Raw genomic sequence first — 17,567 nt, 5'->3', positions numbered from 1 at the left:
AATCGCGGTGGCGTGGGAGTTTCCGCGTCGTGGCCGCGCGTTGGGGGCCTGACCCTCAGGTCAACTTCCGGCACACCATCACACGCCCATGCCGCCCGGGTCTCGAACGCCATGCGAAACCGACGCGACCCTATGCATTTCCTGAACCGCGTCGATACTCCACGCCGCGCAAACCCGCCCCGGTCCCCACGCACTTCACGACCCGAACCGGACACCTGACGCAGTCCATGTCAGCGTCGGCTGTGCAGACAAAGCCGACCCTTTGCGTGGACTACTGAAGGTCCGCTTGTTCCCGTTCTTATGACCGAGGGATTGATCGATAAGCAAAAGCCCACAGTTATTTGGCGAAGGAGAGAGCCGCGGTGTTCCTGAAAGCTGTTAAATATCTGGGGTTAGCAATCGCTGTCATTTGGGCTGTCGCGTTTGCCATAGCGTGGACTGCGCCGGTCTCGTACTTGAAGGTGCAATCGCGGATTGGCATCGCGCCCGTTTCAGTCTCTTGGGCTTTGGATCGAGCGAATGAGGATTTAGCCTCAGGTACTTACGAGGCATGTAATCAGCCAGTTCTTTTCGCTTGGTACGGTAGCTTTGGTGGCGGCCCAGTGTTGCCCAAAGAACTAAAAGTGCCAGCCGCGGCTGAGTTTGACGAGGTAGTTCTATTTCGCTCCGGTATCGTTCGTGAAAGCACTCAGATAGCACTCGATAAGATGGCAGGCTTTAACGCGATAACGCATTCGCGTTGTTTTACTGAGACCGAAAGCTGACATCTACGCACGGTGCAGCATCCAGCAATTTGGGCTCTCTTCGGGCATTCACTGCGCGACGCGGGAACGCCCGCTAGGCGGTCTGCCCCCGCGATCTGCGTCAGCAAACCGGCACAAAAGTCGGTTTCGCCTGACATCTGGCACCGAGCGCCTGCCCCAACGTTCGTGTGGCTTCGGCCTTGTATTACCTTGACCGCTATACCTAGGGGCAACTCGCAAGGCGGCCCGCTACAAATAGCCCCCTGTTGCTGTGAAACTACATAAAGGAATCGCCACAACGCTTTGATTCTTGCAAAAAAACATAAGTCCTCGCAGGATGTGCTCACCACAAGTGGGCCATAAGGCTCCATTCCTATTAGTGACTATAGAGGCAGGGTCACATGAAACTTAGAACGCTTATGGCGGCGGGCCTTTTGGGCCTTGCTGCTTTCATTCCCCATATCGAGGGGGCGGCCGCCCAGACCCTACGGGTCATGTCGGGTTCGGCTTCTTCCAGTCTGAAAGTTCCAATGAACCGGGCCGTTGTCGTCGAGAGCGACGAGGCCTTCGCAGAGCTTTCCATTGCAAACCCCGGCATCGCGGACATCTCCACGCTGTCGGAGCGTACCATCTACGTGCTCGGCAAGGCGCCGGGCCGCACGACGCTCACGCTTCTTGCGCCCGATGGGTCGCTCATCACCAACGTCGAGGTTCAGGTCACGCCGGATATCTCCGAGCTGAAAGAACGTCTGCGCGAAGTGCTCCCCGGCGAACACATCGAGGTGCGCCCCGCCAATGACGGGTTGATCCTTTCGGGCATCGTCAGCTCCGCGGCCTCTCTGGACCGCGCGCTTGATCTCGCCCAGCGCTATGCACCCCAGCGGGTGTCCAATATGATGTCGGTGGGTGGCTCGCAGCAGGTGATGCTGAAAGTCCGCTTTGCCGAGATGAACCGCTCCGTGTCCAAGTCGCTCTCCGCGTCCGTGGGCATCAACGGAGTCTCCGGCGGTGAGGGTCAGTTCGGCTCCGTGGGCGGCTCCGGCACCTACATCGACGGTGACAACCTGAGCAACCTGTTCGACGGCAACCCCGCAACGGGCATCACCCGCTCGGGCGAAAGCACCGGCGCCATCTCCTTCGGCTTCGGCGGCTCCAACGTCGAGCTGGCGATCCTTCTGGAAGCGCTGGAAACCCGCGGCTTCATCCGCACGCTGGCCGAGCCCAACCTGACGGCGCTGTCGGGACAGAACGCCGAATTCCTCGCCGGTGGCGAGTATCCGGTGCCCGTGGCCAACGACAACGGCTCGGTGACGGTAGACTTCAAGCCCTTCGGCATCTTGCTGAACTTCACGCCCCGCGTGATCGGCAAGAACATCAACCTGCGCCTGACGGCAGAGGTTTCGGGTGTCGATCCCACCATCGGCTTCACCGATGCGGGCTTCACCGTAAACGGCTTCCGCACCCGGTCGACCTCGACCACCGTGGAGCTGCGCGACGGCGAGAGCTTTGCCATCGCCGGTCTGCTCCAGGACGACTTCACCGACGGCATCTCCAAGGTGCCATGGCTCGGTGACATCCCGATCCTGGGCACGCTGTTCCGCTCTGCGGATTACCAGCGCAACCAATCCGAGCTGGTGATCATCGTCTCGGCCCACCTGGTGTCGCCCACCACCGGCGAAGCCCTCGCGCTTCCCACCGACCGTGTGCGCCCCCCCACCGAGCGTGAGTTCTTCCTCGGCGGCAAAGACGCCATGCCCGCCAACGGCTCCTCCACCCGCACCTCCACCAAAGGTGGCGCAGGCGAAGTGGCCCGGCAGGACTTCTCCGGTTCCTACGGCTACGTGATGGAGTGAAGACCATGAAAAAGGCACTCACCTTCGGCATCCTCTCTGCTGCGCTTGCAGTGGCCGGATGCGACGAACCCGGCCAGGTGGCCGGGGCAGACCTCGACATCGGCGGCTTCGGCAACGCTTCGATGAACAACCATCTCGTTCACACCGGCCAACTCAATGCGGCCATCGAACTGAGCCGGAAGTTCGCCGCAGAGGCCCCGACAACGATCACCTTCGCCTTCAACTCCGCCGCACTCGACGCCTCGGCCCGGGTTGCGCTGGACAAGCAGGCACGCTGGATCGCCCAGTATCCGACGGTGCGCTTCCGCGTCTACGGCCACACCGACCTCGTCGGCTCGGCTGGCTACAACAAGGCGCTGGGCCTGCGCCGTGCCCGGGCGGCCGTCAACTACCTCGTGTCGCGCGGCATCTCCCGCTCCCGGCTTGAGGCGGTGGTCTCCTACGGCGAAACCCAGCCGCTGGTGCACACCCAGACCCGCGAGCGCCGCAACCGCCGCACGGTCACAGAGGTGTCGGGCTTCCTCGGCAAGCGCCAGCAGTATCAGGACGGCAAATACGCGCTGTTCTCCTACTCCGAAACGATCACCTCCGCGACAGAGCCGCACGAGTTGGTCATCATCGACGAAGGGGGCGACGCCGAAGAGCGTTAACCTCGGGGCGGGGATCTCCCCTGCCCTGCCTCTCACGCGGCAGGGGCCCCAAAACCGAAACAACGAACGCGCGCCGCACCCCGGCGCGCGTTTTTCGTTCCGGCAGCTTCGTTTCCAGACTTGCAACAAATGCTGTGGAGAAAGCAGCCGATTGCACCGAGTCCAAGAAACAACAAGCTTCCAAGGGGTTAATCCCCCCGCAGATACCCAACAATTTCGGCTTTTCAGCCGCAATCTCGCCTAACTTCGCGGGCATCAACTCTTCATTGGGAGCAGTGCGCGTATAGCGACTCGCGCAGGCACCCGGACCAGAGGGGGCGGAAGCCAGCAAAAGTTGCCCCTCCCCTCATCGGATATCCGGGTGTTGCCGTTAGTAAAGGACGTGAGGCAATGACGATGACAGCAGTTTTGCAGCCAGAACCGGCGCCGATCACTGCATGCACCGTGTCACGAGATGTGCAGAACTTCGATCTGCTCATCGAAGATATGGAAACCGAACTTGGTGAAAGCTGGGGCGACCTCGGCTTTGCAGATGCCTACTCATTCCTCGATCAGGATGAGGCGAAAGAGCTGGAGTTCTTTGCCATCGCCCTCGACGCGAGCGATGAGGGCAGCCTCCCCGAAATTACCTCGCTAATCAGCAAGGCCCGCGACAAGGGCGTCAAGGTGATCGTGATTGCCGAAGATGTCAGCCCCATCGTGCTGCACCAGCTGCTGCACGGCGGCGCGGATGATTTCGTGCCCTACCCGCTTCCCGAGAGCGCGCTGCACGAGGCCATCGAGCGCCTCCGCAAGCCAGAGCCCGCGCCGGTGCAAATGCAGGCGCCCGGTCAGGCAGGCGTGCCCACCGTCTATACCGCGAGCGACCGCAACGGCGTTGTGCTCGCCGTGCACGGCATGGCAGGCGGCACTGGCGCCACCACCTTCGCCGTCAATCTCGCCTATGAGCTGGCAACGCTGGACAAGGTCGCAAACCACCGGGTCTGCCTGCTGGACTTCGACTTTCAGTTCGGCTCCACCGCCACCTATCTCGACCTTGATCGCAAGGAAGCCGTCTTCGAGCTTCTCAACGACACCGCCTCGATGGACAGCGCCGCTTTCCTCGCCGCGCTTCAAAGCTACAAAGACAAGATCCAGGTGCTCACCGCGCCCTCCGAGATGCTGCCGCTCGATATCGTCACGCCTGAAGATATCACTGCCGTCATCGACGTGGCCCGCTACAACTTCGACTTTGTCATCGTCGACATGCCCAGCACGGTCTGCGCCTGGACGGAGACGGTGCTTGAAGCCGCGCAAATCTACTTCTCCACCATCGAGCTGGATATGCGCTCGGCGCAAAACGTGATGCGGATGATCCGCGCGCTGAAGTCCGAGGATCTGCCGGTTGAGAAGCTGCGCTTCGCGCTCAACCGCTCGCCCAAGTTCACCGATCTCTCCGGCAAATCGCGGGTCAAGCGCATGGCCGAGGGGCTCGATATCGACATCGAGCTGATGCTGGCCAACGGCGCCAAACAGGTGAGCGACAGCGCCGACCACGGCCAGCCACTGGGTGAATTCGCCCCGAAAAACGCATTCCGCCGCGATGTTCAAAAACTCGCCCACTCCCTGCTCGACCTTGTCCGGGTCGAGGAGACAGCGGGCTGACCGCATAGACCTGAAGGAAAAAGCCAATGTTCTCGCGCTACAAAAAGCAGGCTGGCCCCGACGCCGCAAATCAGGCCGCCCCGGCCGCAGCCGCCGCTCCCGCAGCAGCCGCCGCGCCCAAGGCCAAGATCCAGCGCGCCGCGATTGCTCCGCAAAAGCCGGGCAAGGTGTCTGCCGTGGCCACGCCCGAGGACAAGGAAAAGAAGCGCAAGGAGCGGATCTCCGAGATCAAGGTCGAGCTGCACAAGGCGCTGCTCGACAACCTCAACCTCGCCGCGCTCGAAACCGCGACCGAGAATGACCTGAAAGCCGAGATCGTTGCCATCTCCGCCGAAACGCTTGAGCAAATGGGCGTGGTGCTGAACAAGGAAGAGCGCGCGACGCTGCACCAGGATCTCTACGACGAAGTCACCGGCCTCGGCCCGCTCGAGCCGCTGCTCAAAGATGACGACGTCAACGATATTCTCGTCAACGGCCCCAAGCAGATCTTCGTCGAACGGGCCGGTAAACTGATGATGTCCGACATCACCTTCAAGGATGAAAAGCACCTGCTGCGGATCATCGACAAGATCGTCTCGGCCGTGGGTCGTCGCGTCGATGAGAGCAACCCCTACGTTGACGCCCGTCTCTCCGACGGCTCGCGTTTCAACGCCATGGTCCCGCCGATCGCGGTGGACGGCTCGCTGGTGTCCATTCGTAAGTTCAAAAAAGAGAAGCTGGCGATTGACGACCTCGTCAAATTCGGTGCCTTCACCGAGGAGATGGCTGCCTACCTTCAGGCCGCCGTCGCCTGCCGCCTCAACGTGATCGTGTCCGGCGGTACCGGCTCCGGTAAAACCACCACGCTCAACGCGCTGTCGTCCTTCATCGACGACGCCGAGCGCATCCTCACCATCGAGGACACCGCCGAACTTCAGCTCCAGCAAACCCACGTGGGCCGGATGGAAAGCCGCCCGGCCAACGTCGAGGGCAAGGGCGCTGTGAGCCAGCGCGACTGTCTGCGCAATGCCCTGCGGATGCGCCCAGACCGCATCATCGTGGGTGAGACCCGCGGCGAAGAAGTTATCGACATGTTGCAGGCCATGAACACCGGCCACGACGGGTCGATGACCACGATCCACGCAAACTCGGCGCGCGATGGCGTGTCGCGCCTTGAAAACATGATCGCCATGGCCGGTATCGAGATGCCGCTGAAAGCCGTGCGCTCGCAGATCTCCTCGGCTGTGAACCTCATCGTGCAGGCCTCGCGCCTGCAGGACGGCTCGCGGCGGATGGTTTCGATCACCGAGATCACCGGCATGGAGGGCGAGGTCATCTCGATGCAGGAAATCTTCCGCTACGAGCGCCTCGGCCTTGCCTCCGACGGCAAGATCATCGGCCGCTTCAACGCCACCGGCGTCCGCTCTGCCTATTCCGACCGTTTCAAGTCCTGGGGCTACGACCTCCCGGCGACGATCTTCGAACCCATCGCCGCGCAATAAGGGGGAGCGCAGCACATGCAAATCTCAGCAGAACCGCTCATCTACGGCCTGATCTTCGTGGCCGTGATCGTGCTGGTCGAGGGCCTCTACCTTGTGGTCTTCGGCAAGTCGATCTCGCTCAACAGCAAGGTCAACCGCCGCCTCGACATGATGGAGAAGGGCGGCAACCGCGAAGAGGTGCTCGAACAGCTCCGCAAGGAGATGAAGCAGCACATGTCGACCAAGAGCATCCCGCTCTACTCGATCCTCGCGGACAAGGCCCAAAAGGCCAACATCGCCTTCTCTCCCGGTGCGCTGGTGCTGATCATGCTGGGCCTCGCCGTGGTCGCCTTCGGGGCCCTCTCCGTCGCCTCCTCCGCCGGCTTCGGCATCCGCCTCATCGTCTCACTGGTGATGGGCGTCGGCGGCGTCTACGTCTGGGTCAACCGCAAAGCCAAAAAGCGCCTCGGCCTCGTCGAAGAGCAACTGCCCGACGCGGTCGAGCTGATGGTCCGCTCGCTCCGCGTCGGCCACCCCTTCTCCTCGGCGGTCAACATCGTCGCCAAGGAAGTGCCCGATCCGCTCGGCTCCGAATTCGGCGTCATCGCCGATGAAAGCGCCTATGGCCGCGACGTCTCCGAAAGCCTGAAGGATCTCGCCGAACGGATGGACATGCAGGATCTCCGCTTCCTCGCCGTCGCCGTGACCATCCAGCAGCAATCGGGCGGCAACCTCGCCGAAATCCTCGAAGGCCTCGGCAAGGTCATCCGCTCGCGCTTCAAACTGTTCCGCCGGGTCAAGGCGATCACCGCAGAAGCCAAATGGTCGGGCATGTTCCTGTCGATGTTCCCGATCCTCGCGATCATCATGATCAACGTCATCAAGCCCGACTACTACGATGACGTGAAGGACACCGCCGCCTTCATCCCCGCCTGCCTCGTCGTGGGCACCTTCCTCACCATCAACGTGATCTTCATGAAGATCATGGTGAACATCAAAGTCTGAGGCCGCGCCCATGGAACTCCTGCAACAAGCGAACGACTGGCTCATCGCCAACCTCGGCGAACTCGGCCCGCTCTACGCCATCGGCGCGCTCGGGCTGCTGCTGGTGCTGCTCACCCTGCCCTCCTTCCTGAAGCGGCAGGCCGACCCGATGGACAAGCTGAAAGGCACCGGCGGCAACCGCGCCGCGAAGGTCGACAACGGCAAAACCGCCGCGCTGCGCACCAGAGACAAGAACGCCGAGAAGCTCGATAAATTCGCCTCCTTCCTCGAACCGCAAGGCGAGGAAGAGATGAGCGCCGCGCGCCTGCGGATGGTGCAGGCTGGCTACCGTGGCAAAAACGCGGTGCGGATGTATCACTTCATCCAGTTCTCGCTGGGCATCGGCGCGCTGTTGATCGGCCTGCTGGTGGCCATCATCTCCTCCTCCAATGGCGAGGTGTCGACCCAGCAACTCCTGCTCACAGTGCTCCTGCCGGGCTTCGCGGGCTACTACCTGCCCCGCTACTGGGTGAACAGCCGCCTGAAAAAACGCCAGGAAGAAATCACCAACGGCTTCCCGGACTCGCTGGATATGATGCTGGTCTGCGTCGAGGCCGGTCAGTCGATGGACCAGTCGATCATTCGCGTCTCCAAGGAGATCGAACAGGGCTACCCCGCGCTGGCCGAAGAATACGCCATCGTCGCACATGAGATGAAGGCCGGTAAAGACAAGACCAACGTGCTCAAGGACATGGCCGAGCGCTGCGGCGTGCCGGATATCGCCAGCTTCGTGACGGTGATGATCCAGTCCGCCAGCTTCGGCACCTCGATTGCCGACGCGCTGCGGGTCTTCTCCGAAGAAATGCGCGACAAGCGGGTGATGCGCGCCGAAGAAAAGGCCAACGTGCTACCCACAAAGCTGACGCTGGGCACCATGATGTTCACCGTGCCCCCGCTGATGATCATCCTCATCGGCCCGTCGGTCTACCGGATCTACGAGACGCTGAGTAATGCGACGTTCTTCTGAGATAAAGCGCAGGTCGGCATAAAGCGCCGCCGTTTTCGGGCGGCGCTTTCGCACCGCCATTGAGAGCGTCCCACGGCTTTCGCCGTTACGGCCATTGTGCAAAAGAGACTTCCTCGGTCCGCTGGCGATAAAGCGGCGTGTACTTGCGCCTGAACTGGGCCGGAGCCAGCTGCTCGTGGCGTTTGAAGAAGCGGGTGAAATAGGCAGCATCCCCGAACCCGAGGCGGTAGCCCACTTCCGCCACGCGCAAATTAGTTGTGACCAGCAGCGCCTTCGCCTCCTCCATCAGCCTGCGCTGAATATGGGCATGCGGTGGCAACCCGATGGCCCCGCGCACCGCCGTATTCAGACTGTCGCGCGAAATGCCGATCCGGCTGGCGTATTCGGCAATGGTCCAGTGGTTCTGCATGTGCAGCTCGACAAGGCTGAGGAAGCTGTCCGATATCCGGTGTGGAGCTTGCTCCAAAGATCGGCGCGGCGGGGCGGCAGCGCGCCAGATGTCTATGAGCAGGAGCGTGATGCAATGGTGCAGCGCGGTCTCGCTGCCCGGCGGCGCCTCGCGCAACTCTGTGTCGATCTTCTCGAAGAGGGTCGTGACCGAGGCGATCATCTTGGGTGAGATGTCCGACAGGAAAATGCGGCGACTGACCGCCTGACGCACATGGGCCGAGAGCGCATCGGTCGGCATCGCCCGGCCAAGGGCGCGTTCCGGAAGGCGGGCCAGAAACCCCCGCGCCCCCGCGGCCAGCGAGATGCGGGTCCACCAGCCGGTCGGCGCCCAGATCAGGCAGGGCCCGGCCACCGCGCGCTCCACCTCGTCGGAAATGAAGGTGCCGCGCCCCGCCAGCAGCAGGAGCATCACCGCCCGTCCGCCCGAGGTGCCAAACTCGGTCGTGGTCAGCTCGCTCCTGATCCGCTGTGCCTCAACCGCCTGCCGCTCCATCGCATCCCTCCCGCGCCTCTCCGTCAAAAGTGCAATTTTTTCCTCAAAATGTCTATTCCGGCCGTCGCTGTGCGGGCGTAGGCTCTCTGTCACGCCCCGCATGGGAGGAAATGCGGAGCCGGGGGCGGCCCGAACGGGCCGTGCCTGAGACATATCGGGAGGAAAACCATGATATCCTTTATTGCGGAGACCGCAGGCGCGGTCCGCCGCCTGATGACACGTGGCGCCGCGGCGGCGCTGCTGGCTTCGGTGGCATCCACGGCGGCGCTGGCCCAAGACGGCGACACCGTGAAAATCGGCTATGCCGTCTCCAAGTCCGGCCCCAACGCGGGCGGGTCCGACATGACGGTCACGCCCAACTACCAGCTCTGGGTCGAAGAGGTGAACGCCGCGGGCGGCCTCAAACTGCCCGACGGCAGCCAGAAGATGATCGAGGTGATCGAATACGATGACCGCTCCTCCGCCGAGGAGGTGGTGCGTGCCGTCGAGCGGCTGGCCACGCAGGACGAGGTGGATTTCATCCTCCCGCCCTGGGGCACAGGCTTTAACCTTGCTGTGGCACCCCTGATGGCCAAGTTCGGCTACCCGCATCTTGCGGGCGCGGCAGTAACCGACAAGGCCCCCGACTTCGTCAAACGGTGGGATACCAGCTTCTGGTTCATGGGCGGCAGCGTCGACTATGTTGACGCGCTCACCGAGATCCTCGTCGCCCAGCGCGAGGCCGGCACAATCAATGACAAGATCGCCATGATCTCGGTCGCCGACGGCTTCGGTATTGATCTGGTAAAGGCCGCGCGCCCCGCCTTCGAGGCCGCCGGCTTCGAGGTCAGCTACGACAAGACCTTCCCGCCGCAGACCTCCGACTTTGCCACCATCCTCGGCGAGGCGGGCAACGCGGGCGCCGATACCTTCGTGGCATTCAGCTACCCGCCCCACACCTTCGCCCTGACCAAGCAGGCCAAGGTCGCGGGTTTCAACCCGCCGGTCTTCTACCTCGGCGTCGGCGCGGCCTTCCCGGTCTATCCGGGCATCGCGGGCGGCTCGGTGGAAGGCGTGATGAGCCTCGGCGGGATCGACCCGAACAACGAGCTGACCATGGCCTACCGCAGCAAGCACGAAAAGGTCGTCGGCCGCGCGCCCGATCTATGGGGCTCGATCCTCGTCTACGCCTCGCTGCAGATGCTCGCCCAGTCCATCGAGCGGGTGGGTCTCGACAAGGCCGCCGTGGCCAACGAACTCTCCACCGGCAGCTTCTCGACCGTGCTCGGCGAAGAGACCCGGCTTGAGAACAACCAGCTCCGCGCGATCAACTGGATCGGCCAGTGGCAGGATGGCAACTTCGTCGCCGTCTCTGCCGATGGTGGCGAGGGCAAGGCGGCGGTGAAGCTGCCCAAGCCCGGCTGGGAATAACCCGAACCGGAGCGCGGCGGGCCTTGCCCCGCCGCCTCCCCCCACTCAAGACGCAGCGGACTCCTCATGCTTGAACACGTCGTCAACGGGCTGGTGCTCGGCGGCACCTACGCGCTGGTCGCCATGGGGCTGACCATCCAGTACGGCATCGCCCGGATCATGAACCTCAGCTTCGGCGATACGATCATCGCCGCCTGCTTCGCCACATGGCTCATGTTCACCGGCCTCGCGCTGAACCCGATCCTCGCGCTGGTGGTGCTGGTGCCCGCAGGCTACGCGCTGAGCCTCGTGGTCTACCGCTTCATCATGAAACCGCTGGTCGACCGCGCGCCCAACGAAGGCGCGCTAGAGGTCGACAGCATCCTCGTCACCTTCGGCCTGCTCTTCGTGATCCAGGGCGTGCTGCTCACCCTCTTCGGCGGCGGCTACACCAGCTACAGCTACCTCAACAGCCCGGTGAACGTGCTCGGCACCACCGTGGCCGCCAACCGCCTGCTGGCGCTGGCGCTCAGCCTCGCCATCGGCGCCGCGCTGGTGGTGGTGCTCTTCCGCACCCGCTGGGGCATGACCCTCCGCGCCGTGGCCCTCGCCCCGCAAAGCGCCCCGCTCTACGGGATCGACACCAACCGCGCCGCCCGTACCGCCTTTGCCATCGGCGGGGCGCTCGCCTGCACCGGGGGCGTGGTGCTTTCGATGTTCCAGACCTTCACCGCCACGGGGGGCGTGGTCTTCACCATGAAGGCGCTGATCGTGGTCATCCTCGGCGGCAAGGGCAGCGTGCCGGGGGCGATCCTCGCAGGCCTGCTCCTTGGCCTCGTCGAGACCTTCGTGGCCGCCTACATCGACCCGGGGCTGACCCTGGCCGCCGTCTACACCGTCTTCCTCGCGCTGCTTCTGGTGCGGCCCAACGGCCTGTTCGGAAAGGCCTGAGCGATGAAGACACCCCTCGCCTTCGCCCTCGCCGCCGTGGTGCTCGCCGCCCTCGCCGCCGCGCCACTCTTCATCCCCGACTACTGGACAGGCGTCCTGCTGGGCATGACGGGCTACGTGGCGCTAGCCACCGCATGGGCGCTGTTCTCCGGCCCCACCCGCTACGTCTCACTCGCCACCGTCGCCTTCTTCGGCGTCGGCGCCTACACCGTCGCCGTGCTGAACGAGGTGCTGCCCTACCCGCTGGTGCTGCTCTGCGCGGGCGGCATCGGCGCGGCGATGGCGCTGGTGGTGGGCCTCTCCACCCTGCGGTTGGCAGGCGTCTACTTCGTGATCTTCACCTTCGGCCTCGCCGAGCTGGTGCGCCAGACGGTGAGCTGGTGGGAGGTCAATGTGACCTACACCATGGGCCGCTACGTCTTCCTGCCCTTCGAGGGGCGGCATATCTACTGGCAGTTGCTGGCGCTTGCCGCCGTCACCCTGCTGATCTCATGGGCCATCGGCCGCTCGCGGATCGGGCTGGCGCTCAAGGCCATCGGAGACGACGAGACGGTCGCCGCCCACGCGGGCATCAACGTGACCCGGATCAAGCTGATGCTTTTCGTCATCTCCGCCACCCTCATCACCCTCGTCGGCGCCATTCAGGCCCCGAGGTGGACCTACATCGAGCCCTCCATCGTCTTCAATCCGACCGTCAGCTTCATGACCCTCATCATGGCGCTGCTGGGCGGGGCGATGCGCCTCTGGGGGCCGCTGGTGGGCGCGGTGCCGCTCTTCCTGCTGTTCGAATGGCTTTCGGTCAGCTTCCCCGATCACTTCTCGATCATCCTCGGGCTGCTCTTCATCCTCATCGTCTTCGTCATGCCGCAGGGTGTACTGGCCAAGCTCGAAGACCTGCGGGGGAGGGGCAAGCCATGAGCGCCGAGCTGCACCTCAGCCACCTCCACAAGCGCTTCGGCGGGCTGGTCGCGGTGAAGGACGTGTCCTTCTCCCTCGCGCCGGGCGAGGTGGTCGGCCTGCTGGGGCCGAACGGCTCGGGCAAGACCACGGTGATGAACATGATTTCCGGCGCGCTTCCCTGCGACGGCGGCTCGGTAAAGGTCGGCACCACCGACATCACCCGGATGAAGCCCCACCGCGTCGCCCAGCACGGCGTCGCCCGCACCTTCCAGCTCGTCCGCCCGCTGCCCACGCTCACCGTGGGCGAAAACGTCATGCTCTCGCTCGCTTTCGGCAAGAAGCGCCACTGGGGCCGCGAGGCCCGTGATCTGGCCGAGGAGAAGCTCGCCTTCGTCGGGCTGGAGGGGCGCGGCGGCGAGCAGGTGGGCAACCTCACCTATATCGACCAGAAGCGCATGGAGATGGCCCGCGCGCTGGCCTCCGAGCCCGATATCCTGCTGCTCGACGAGTGGCTCGCGGGCCTCAACCCCTCCGAGCTCTCCATCGGCATCGAACTGGTGCGCCACCTGCAAGGCCAGGGCATCACCGTGCTGCTGGTCGAGCACATCATGGAAGCCGTCCGCGCCCTCTGCTCCCGCTGCATCGTGATGAGCGCGGGCGAGATCATCGCCGAGGGGCCGTCCGCCGAGGTGCTGGCCCGCCCCGCCGTGATCAAGGCCTACCTGGGAGACGACCATGCTTGAACTCTCCGGTCTGACCGTACGCTATGGCAAGCACCTCGCAGTGGAGGGCGTGAGCCTGACCGTCGAGAAGGGCGAGGTGGTGGTGGTGCTGGGTGCCAACGGCGCGGGCAAGTCCTCCACCCTCAAGGCGGTGGCCGGAATGGTCCCCGCTGACTCGGGCGAGGTGCGGATGAACGGCGAGCGCCTTACCGGCCTGCCCGCCCATGCGCTCACCGGCAAGGGCCTCGCGCTGGTGCCCGAAGGGCGCGGCATCGTCGGCCAGATGACGGTGGAGGAGAACCTCCGCCTCGGTGCCACCCCGCCCCGCGCCCGTGCCGCCGAGGAAGAGACGCTGGCGCAGGTATTCGAAATCTTCCCACGCCTCGCGGAGCGGCGCGGCCAGATCGCCCGCACCATGTCAGGCGGCGAGCAGCAGATGGTCGCCGTGGGCCGGGCGATGATGTCCAGGCCCGACTTCCTCCTGCTGGACGAGCCCAGCCTCGGCCTCGCCCCCATCGTGGTGGGCGACCTCTTCAAGGCGCTCGCCCGCGTGCGCGCCACCGGGGTGGGCCTGCTGATCGTGGAGCAGAACGTGAAGATCAGCCTGCGCCACGCCGACCGGGGCTACCTGCTGGAAGCGGGCCGGATCACCGGCGCGGGGACAGCGGATGAGTTGATGAAGGACGATGCGGTGCAAAGCGCCTTTCTGGGCGGCAGCGCGTGACACAAAGCCAAGGAGATACCAATGAGCGTGCTTGAACTTCTGATCGCCGGCGAAAAGGTGAGTGCCGAGGGGGGCCGCACCTTTGCCCGCAACAACCCGCTGACAGGCGGGGTGGCCACCGAGGCCGCCGCCGCCACCGTGGCCGATGCCATGCGCGCCGCCGATGCCGCCGCCGCCGCCTTTCCCGAGTGGTCCGCCACCGGCCCGGGCCAGCGCCGCGCCCTGCTGATGGCCGCCGCCGACAGCCTCGAGGCCCGCAAGGGCGATATCGCCGTGGCCATGGCCGAAGAGCTGGGCGCCACCGCCGCATGGGCCGGGTTCAACGTGATGCTGGCCGCAGGCATGCTGCGCGAGGCCGCGTCGATGACCACCATGATCAAGGGCGAGATCATCCCCTCCAACCGCCCCGGCTCGATGGCCATGGCAATCCGCCAGCCTGCGGGTGTGGTGCTCTCGATGGCCCCGTGGAATGCGCCCGTGATCCTCGGCGTCCGCTCGCTGGCCATGCCACTCGCCTGCGGCAACACTGTGGTGATGAAATCCTCCGAGCTCAGCCCCCGCACCCATGCGCTGATCGTCGAGGCCATGCAGGAGGGCGGGCTGCCCGCGGGGGTTCTCAACGTCATCTCCAACGCGCCCGATGATGCTGCCGATATCGTCGGAGCGCTCATCGCCCATCCCGCCGTGCGCCGGGTCAACTTCACCGGCTCCACCCGCGTGGGCCGGATCATCGCCAAGCTGGCCGCCGAGCACCTCAAGCCCGCGCTGCTGGAGCTGGGTGGCAAGGCCCCTATGATCGTGCTGGAGGATGCTGACCTCGACAAGGCCGTCGCCGCCGCCGCCTTTGGCGCCTACATGAACCAAGGCCAGATCTGCATGTCGACCGAGCGGCTGGTGGTGCACGAGGCGGTGGCCGATGCCTTCGTCGAGAAGCTCGCCGCCAAGGTCCGCACCCTCACCGTGGGCGACCCGCGCGAGGGCAACACGCCGCTCGGCTGCGTGGTCGACAAAAACGCGGTGGAGCGCATCATGGGCCTCGTCCGCGACGCGCAGGACAAGGGCGCCAAGCTGGTCGCCGGCGGTCAGGCCGATGGCGTGCTGATGCAGGCCACCCTGCTCGACCATGTCACACCGGCGATGCGGATCTACACCGAGGAGAGCTTCGGCCCCACCGCCTCTGTCGTCCGCGTTGGCTCCATCGACGAGGCGGTGCGCGTCGCCAATGACACCGAATACGGCCTCTCCGCCTGCATCTTCGGCGAAGATACCGTGGGCGCGATGAACGTCGCCAAGCGGATCGAGAGCGGCATCTGCCACATCAACGGCCCCACCGTGCACGACGAGGCGCAAATGCCCTTCGGCGGGGTCAAGGACTCCGGCTACGGTCGCTTCGGCGGCACGGCAGCGATTGAAGAGTTTACCACCCTGCGCTGGATCACCGTGCAGGACGGCACTCCGCACTACCCGATCTGAGGGCGGGGCGCATGTTCGACCTCACGGGCAAGACCTGCCTCATCACCGGCGGCGCGGGCTCTCTCGGCCTCGCCGCCGCGCGGATGCTGCACGCGCAGGGCGCGCATCTGGCGCTGGTGGATCTGCACCTCTCCGATCTGGACGAGGCCTGCGAGCGGGCCTTCGGCGCCGAGGCCGCAGACGTGCTGCGCCTCGCCTGCGATGTCACCGACGAGGTCCAGGTCCGCCGCGCCGTTGCCCGCACCGTCGACCGCTTCGGCCACATCGACGTGCTCATCTCCAACGCGGGAATCTTCGGCACCGTCGCCCCCATCGAGGCCTACCCGACAGAGGTGTTCGACAGCGTGATGGCCGTTCACGTGCGCGGCGCCTTCCTGCTGGCCAAGCATGCCGTGCCGCACATGGGGCAGGGCGGCAGCATCGTGCTCACCTCCTCCGTCGCCGCCACCCGGGGCGACCCCGGCGTCTATGCCTACATCACCGCCAAACACGCGCTCACCGGGCTGATGCGGGTGCTTGCCAAGGATCTCGCCCCGCGCGGCATAAGGGTCAACGCCATCGCGCCGGGGCCGGTGGACAACGGCTTTCAGAAAGCGGTGGAAGACGGGCTGGGCGCCGAAATCGGCCGCGACGGCACCGAGTTCTTCAACGAGATGATCCCGATGGGCCGCCATGGCACGGCGGATGAAATCGCCGCCTCAATCTTCTACCTCGCCTCGGCGCAATCGGGCTTCACCACCGGCCATGTGCTTATGGCCGATGGCGGCATGTCGGTGTGATGCTAGCGGAAGAGCTTCTCGATATAGTCGGCCCCAAGCCCGACCTTCTCGTAATGCTCTTTGCAGAGCGCGATATACTGGTGAACGTCAAAGTAGCCGTCCGGCTCCCCGTCCTCGTCCAGCCAGATCAGCGGGCCGGTGACCTTGAAGTGCACCTTCATCGGGTCTTCATGCTCATAGGCCACCAGCGTGTGCCCCTCGCCCGGCGTCTCGTACACAAAGTCGCCCGCCGTCGCGATCCAGTCATGCTCGAGGTAGCCCCACTTGCCGGAGATCGTGTAGGCGAAGACCTCATGCGGGTGGTAATGCCGGTTCACCAGCCCCGGCCCGGTCGCCATCAGCACGTCGCACCACTGGTTCTTGCTGGGCGAAATCCAGACAGGCTTGGAGAACACCGTCTCGGTGAAGGGCACGTAATAGCGCATGTCATCATCGGCGATGTTCGGCAGGTAGACCTCGGGCGAGGCATCGGGCTGAAACACCTTGGTGATCGGCTTCAGATCGCGCCAGAACTCGCTGCCGCCGGTTTCATCATCTTTCATCTCGTCTCTCCTCCCTTGGGGTTCCTAGGTATCTTTCGTGCGGCCAATGTCTTGCGCCAACTCTGCGGCGGCCTCCTTCAGCAGGCGCGCGGCGCGTTCCTGCACCTCTGGGCCAAAACGTCCCAGCGTGCCGAAGGCCGAGATCGTCAGCACCGTGCGCCCGCCCGCGATGACCGGCACCGAGACAGCGGCGATATCAGGCTCGTTGTCGCCCCGGTTCAGCGCATGGCCCTCGGAGCGGATGCCCTCCAGCAGCGGCTCCACCTCCGCCAGCGCGGCCTGCGCCACGCTCTGCCCGATGGCCCAGGTCTTCCGGTCGCGCGGTGCCATCCCGGCCAGAAACAGCCGACCCTGAGCGGTGCTGAGCATGGGCAGGGTGGTGCCGGTGCGGATGTTCACCGAAATCGGCCTGTCGGCCTGGCTTACCGCCACGCAAAGCGGCCCCCGTGGGGTGTAGCGGCAGGCCATCACAGACTCTTCCAGCCCCTGCCGCAGCCGGTCCAGCGTGGCTTGCAGGCTGGCGGGCAGCGGGGCGAGGTCTTCGGCCATCCGCCCCAGCCGGGCGAGCCGCGGGCCGGGGGCGAACACCCCGCGCCGCACCGCCGTCAGCACGCTCGCGGCCTCCAGCGTCGCCAGAAACCGGTGCGCCGTCGCGTGCGAGAGCCGCAATTCCCGCGCCACCACTTCAGCCGTCAGCTCGCTGCGCGCCTCGTTGAACAGCTCCAGCGCATCGAAGGCCTTCATGACAGACAGGTTGATCGGCGTGGCCATGCAGGCGGTCTC

Annotated in this window: 17 protein-coding genes; 14 read left to right on the top strand and 3 right to left on the bottom strand. The window is 64.8% G+C overall.

Annotated features, from left to right (window positions below; all coding sequences use genetic code 11):
* The first annotated feature begins 362 nt into the window (after positions 1-362).
* From ACXAG6_RS08110 to ACXAG6_RS08080, 7 genes are all read left to right on the top strand, one after another.
* On the top strand, positions 363-764 hold the full coding sequence (locus ACXAG6_RS08110) for a hypothetical protein (protein ID WP_475336872.1): 402 nt from the start codon (positions 363-365) through the stop codon (positions 762-764).
* Positions 765-1,144: 380 nt separating this feature from the next.
* A complete protein-coding gene (locus ACXAG6_RS08105; protein ID WP_475336869.1) occupies positions 1,145-2,596 on the top strand; it encodes a type II and III secretion system protein family protein in 1,452 nt (483 codons plus the stop codon).
* A 5-nt stretch (positions 2,597-2,601) separates the two neighbouring features.
* Entirely contained in the window at positions 2,602-3,246 is a 645-nt protein-coding gene (locus ACXAG6_RS08100) for an OmpA family protein (RefSeq protein WP_475336867.1), read from the top strand.
* A gap of 390 nt (positions 3,247-3,636) precedes the next feature.
* On the top strand, positions 3,637-4,890 hold the full coding sequence (locus tag ACXAG6_RS08095; RefSeq protein WP_475336864.1) for a CpaE/TadZ family protein: 1,254 nt from the start codon (positions 3,637-3,639) through the stop codon (positions 4,888-4,890).
* Between the two features lie 26 nt (positions 4,891-4,916).
* Positions 4,917-6,371 (top strand): CpaF family protein, encoded by a 1,455-nt coding sequence (locus tag ACXAG6_RS08090; RefSeq protein ID WP_475336862.1) that lies wholly within the window; start codon positions 4,917-4,919, stop codon positions 6,369-6,371.
* Positions 6,372-6,386: 15 nt separating this feature from the next.
* Complete coding sequence (locus tag ACXAG6_RS08085) at positions 6,387-7,355, top strand: type II secretion system F family protein (RefSeq protein WP_475336859.1); 969 nt, start codon at positions 6,387-6,389, stop codon at positions 7,353-7,355.
* A 10-nt stretch (positions 7,356-7,365) separates the two neighbouring features.
* Positions 7,366-8,361: a type II secretion system F family protein gene (locus ACXAG6_RS08080; RefSeq protein ID WP_475336857.1), complete on the top strand. Its 996-nt coding sequence runs from the start codon at positions 7,366-7,368 to the stop codon at positions 8,359-8,361.
* A gap of 85 nt (positions 8,362-8,446) precedes the next feature.
* Here ACXAG6_RS08080 and ACXAG6_RS08075 read toward each other — a convergent pair whose 3' ends face one another.
* Positions 8,447-9,304, bottom strand: a complete 858-nt coding sequence (locus ACXAG6_RS08075; protein ID WP_475336855.1) for a helix-turn-helix domain-containing protein — start codon at positions 9,302-9,304, stop codon at positions 8,447-8,449.
* 213 nt (positions 9,305-9,517) lie between these two features.
* Between ACXAG6_RS08075 and ACXAG6_RS08070 the strand changes: the two genes are divergently transcribed.
* From ACXAG6_RS08070 to ACXAG6_RS08040, 7 genes are all read left to right on the top strand, one after another.
* Entirely contained in the window at positions 9,518-10,714 is a 1,197-nt protein-coding gene (locus tag ACXAG6_RS08070) for an amino acid ABC transporter substrate-binding protein (RefSeq protein ID WP_475336852.1), read from the top strand.
* Positions 10,715-10,780: 66 nt separating this feature from the next.
* Positions 10,781-11,644: a branched-chain amino acid ABC transporter permease gene (locus tag ACXAG6_RS08065; RefSeq protein WP_475336850.1), complete on the top strand. Its 864-nt coding sequence runs from the start codon at positions 10,781-10,783 to the stop codon at positions 11,642-11,644.
* Between the two features lie 3 nt (positions 11,645-11,647).
* Positions 11,648-12,562: a branched-chain amino acid ABC transporter permease gene (locus ACXAG6_RS08060; protein ID WP_475336848.1), complete on the top strand. Its 915-nt coding sequence runs from the start codon at positions 11,648-11,650 to the stop codon at positions 12,560-12,562.
* Positions 12,559-13,287 carry an ABC transporter ATP-binding protein gene (locus ACXAG6_RS08055; RefSeq protein ID WP_475336846.1) on the top strand — a complete coding sequence of 243 codons (729 nt, stop codon included), beginning with the start codon at positions 12,559-12,561 and terminating at the stop codon, positions 13,285-13,287. The genes ACXAG6_RS08060 and ACXAG6_RS08055 overlap by 4 nt, the downstream gene beginning before the upstream one ends.
* The gene (locus ACXAG6_RS08050) at positions 13,280-13,990 is read left to right on the top strand and encodes an ABC transporter ATP-binding protein (RefSeq protein ID WP_475336844.1); all 711 of its coding nucleotides are present in this window, start codon (positions 13,280-13,282) and stop codon (positions 13,988-13,990) included. Before ACXAG6_RS08055 ends, ACXAG6_RS08050 begins: the two co-directional genes overlap by 8 nt.
* A gap of 21 nt (positions 13,991-14,011) precedes the next feature.
* Positions 14,012-15,463 (top strand): aldehyde dehydrogenase, encoded by a 1,452-nt coding sequence (locus ACXAG6_RS08045; protein ID WP_475336842.1) that lies wholly within the window; start codon positions 14,012-14,014, stop codon positions 15,461-15,463.
* 11 nt (positions 15,464-15,474) lie between these two features.
* Entirely contained in the window at positions 15,475-16,242 is a 768-nt protein-coding gene (locus ACXAG6_RS08040) for an SDR family NAD(P)-dependent oxidoreductase (RefSeq protein ID WP_475336840.1), read from the top strand.
* Positions 16,243-16,244: 2 nt separating this feature from the next.
* Here the strand turns inward: ACXAG6_RS08040 and ACXAG6_RS08035 are convergent, their stop codons facing one another.
* Positions 16,245-16,784 (bottom strand): 2,4'-dihydroxyacetophenone dioxygenase family protein, encoded by a 540-nt coding sequence (locus ACXAG6_RS08035; protein ID WP_475336838.1) that lies wholly within the window; start codon positions 16,782-16,784, stop codon positions 16,245-16,247.
* A gap of 24 nt (positions 16,785-16,808) precedes the next feature.
* Complete coding sequence (locus ACXAG6_RS08030; RefSeq protein ID WP_475336835.1) at positions 16,809-17,555, bottom strand: IclR family transcriptional regulator; 747 nt, start codon at positions 17,553-17,555, stop codon at positions 16,809-16,811.
* Between the last annotated feature and the right edge of the window lie 12 nt (positions 17,556-17,567).

The organism is Vannielia sp. ABF1_015 (assembly GCF_056160745.1).
The sequence above is the reverse complement of the archived record's forward strand: the minus strand, read 5'-3'. Positions and strand labels throughout refer to the sequence as shown.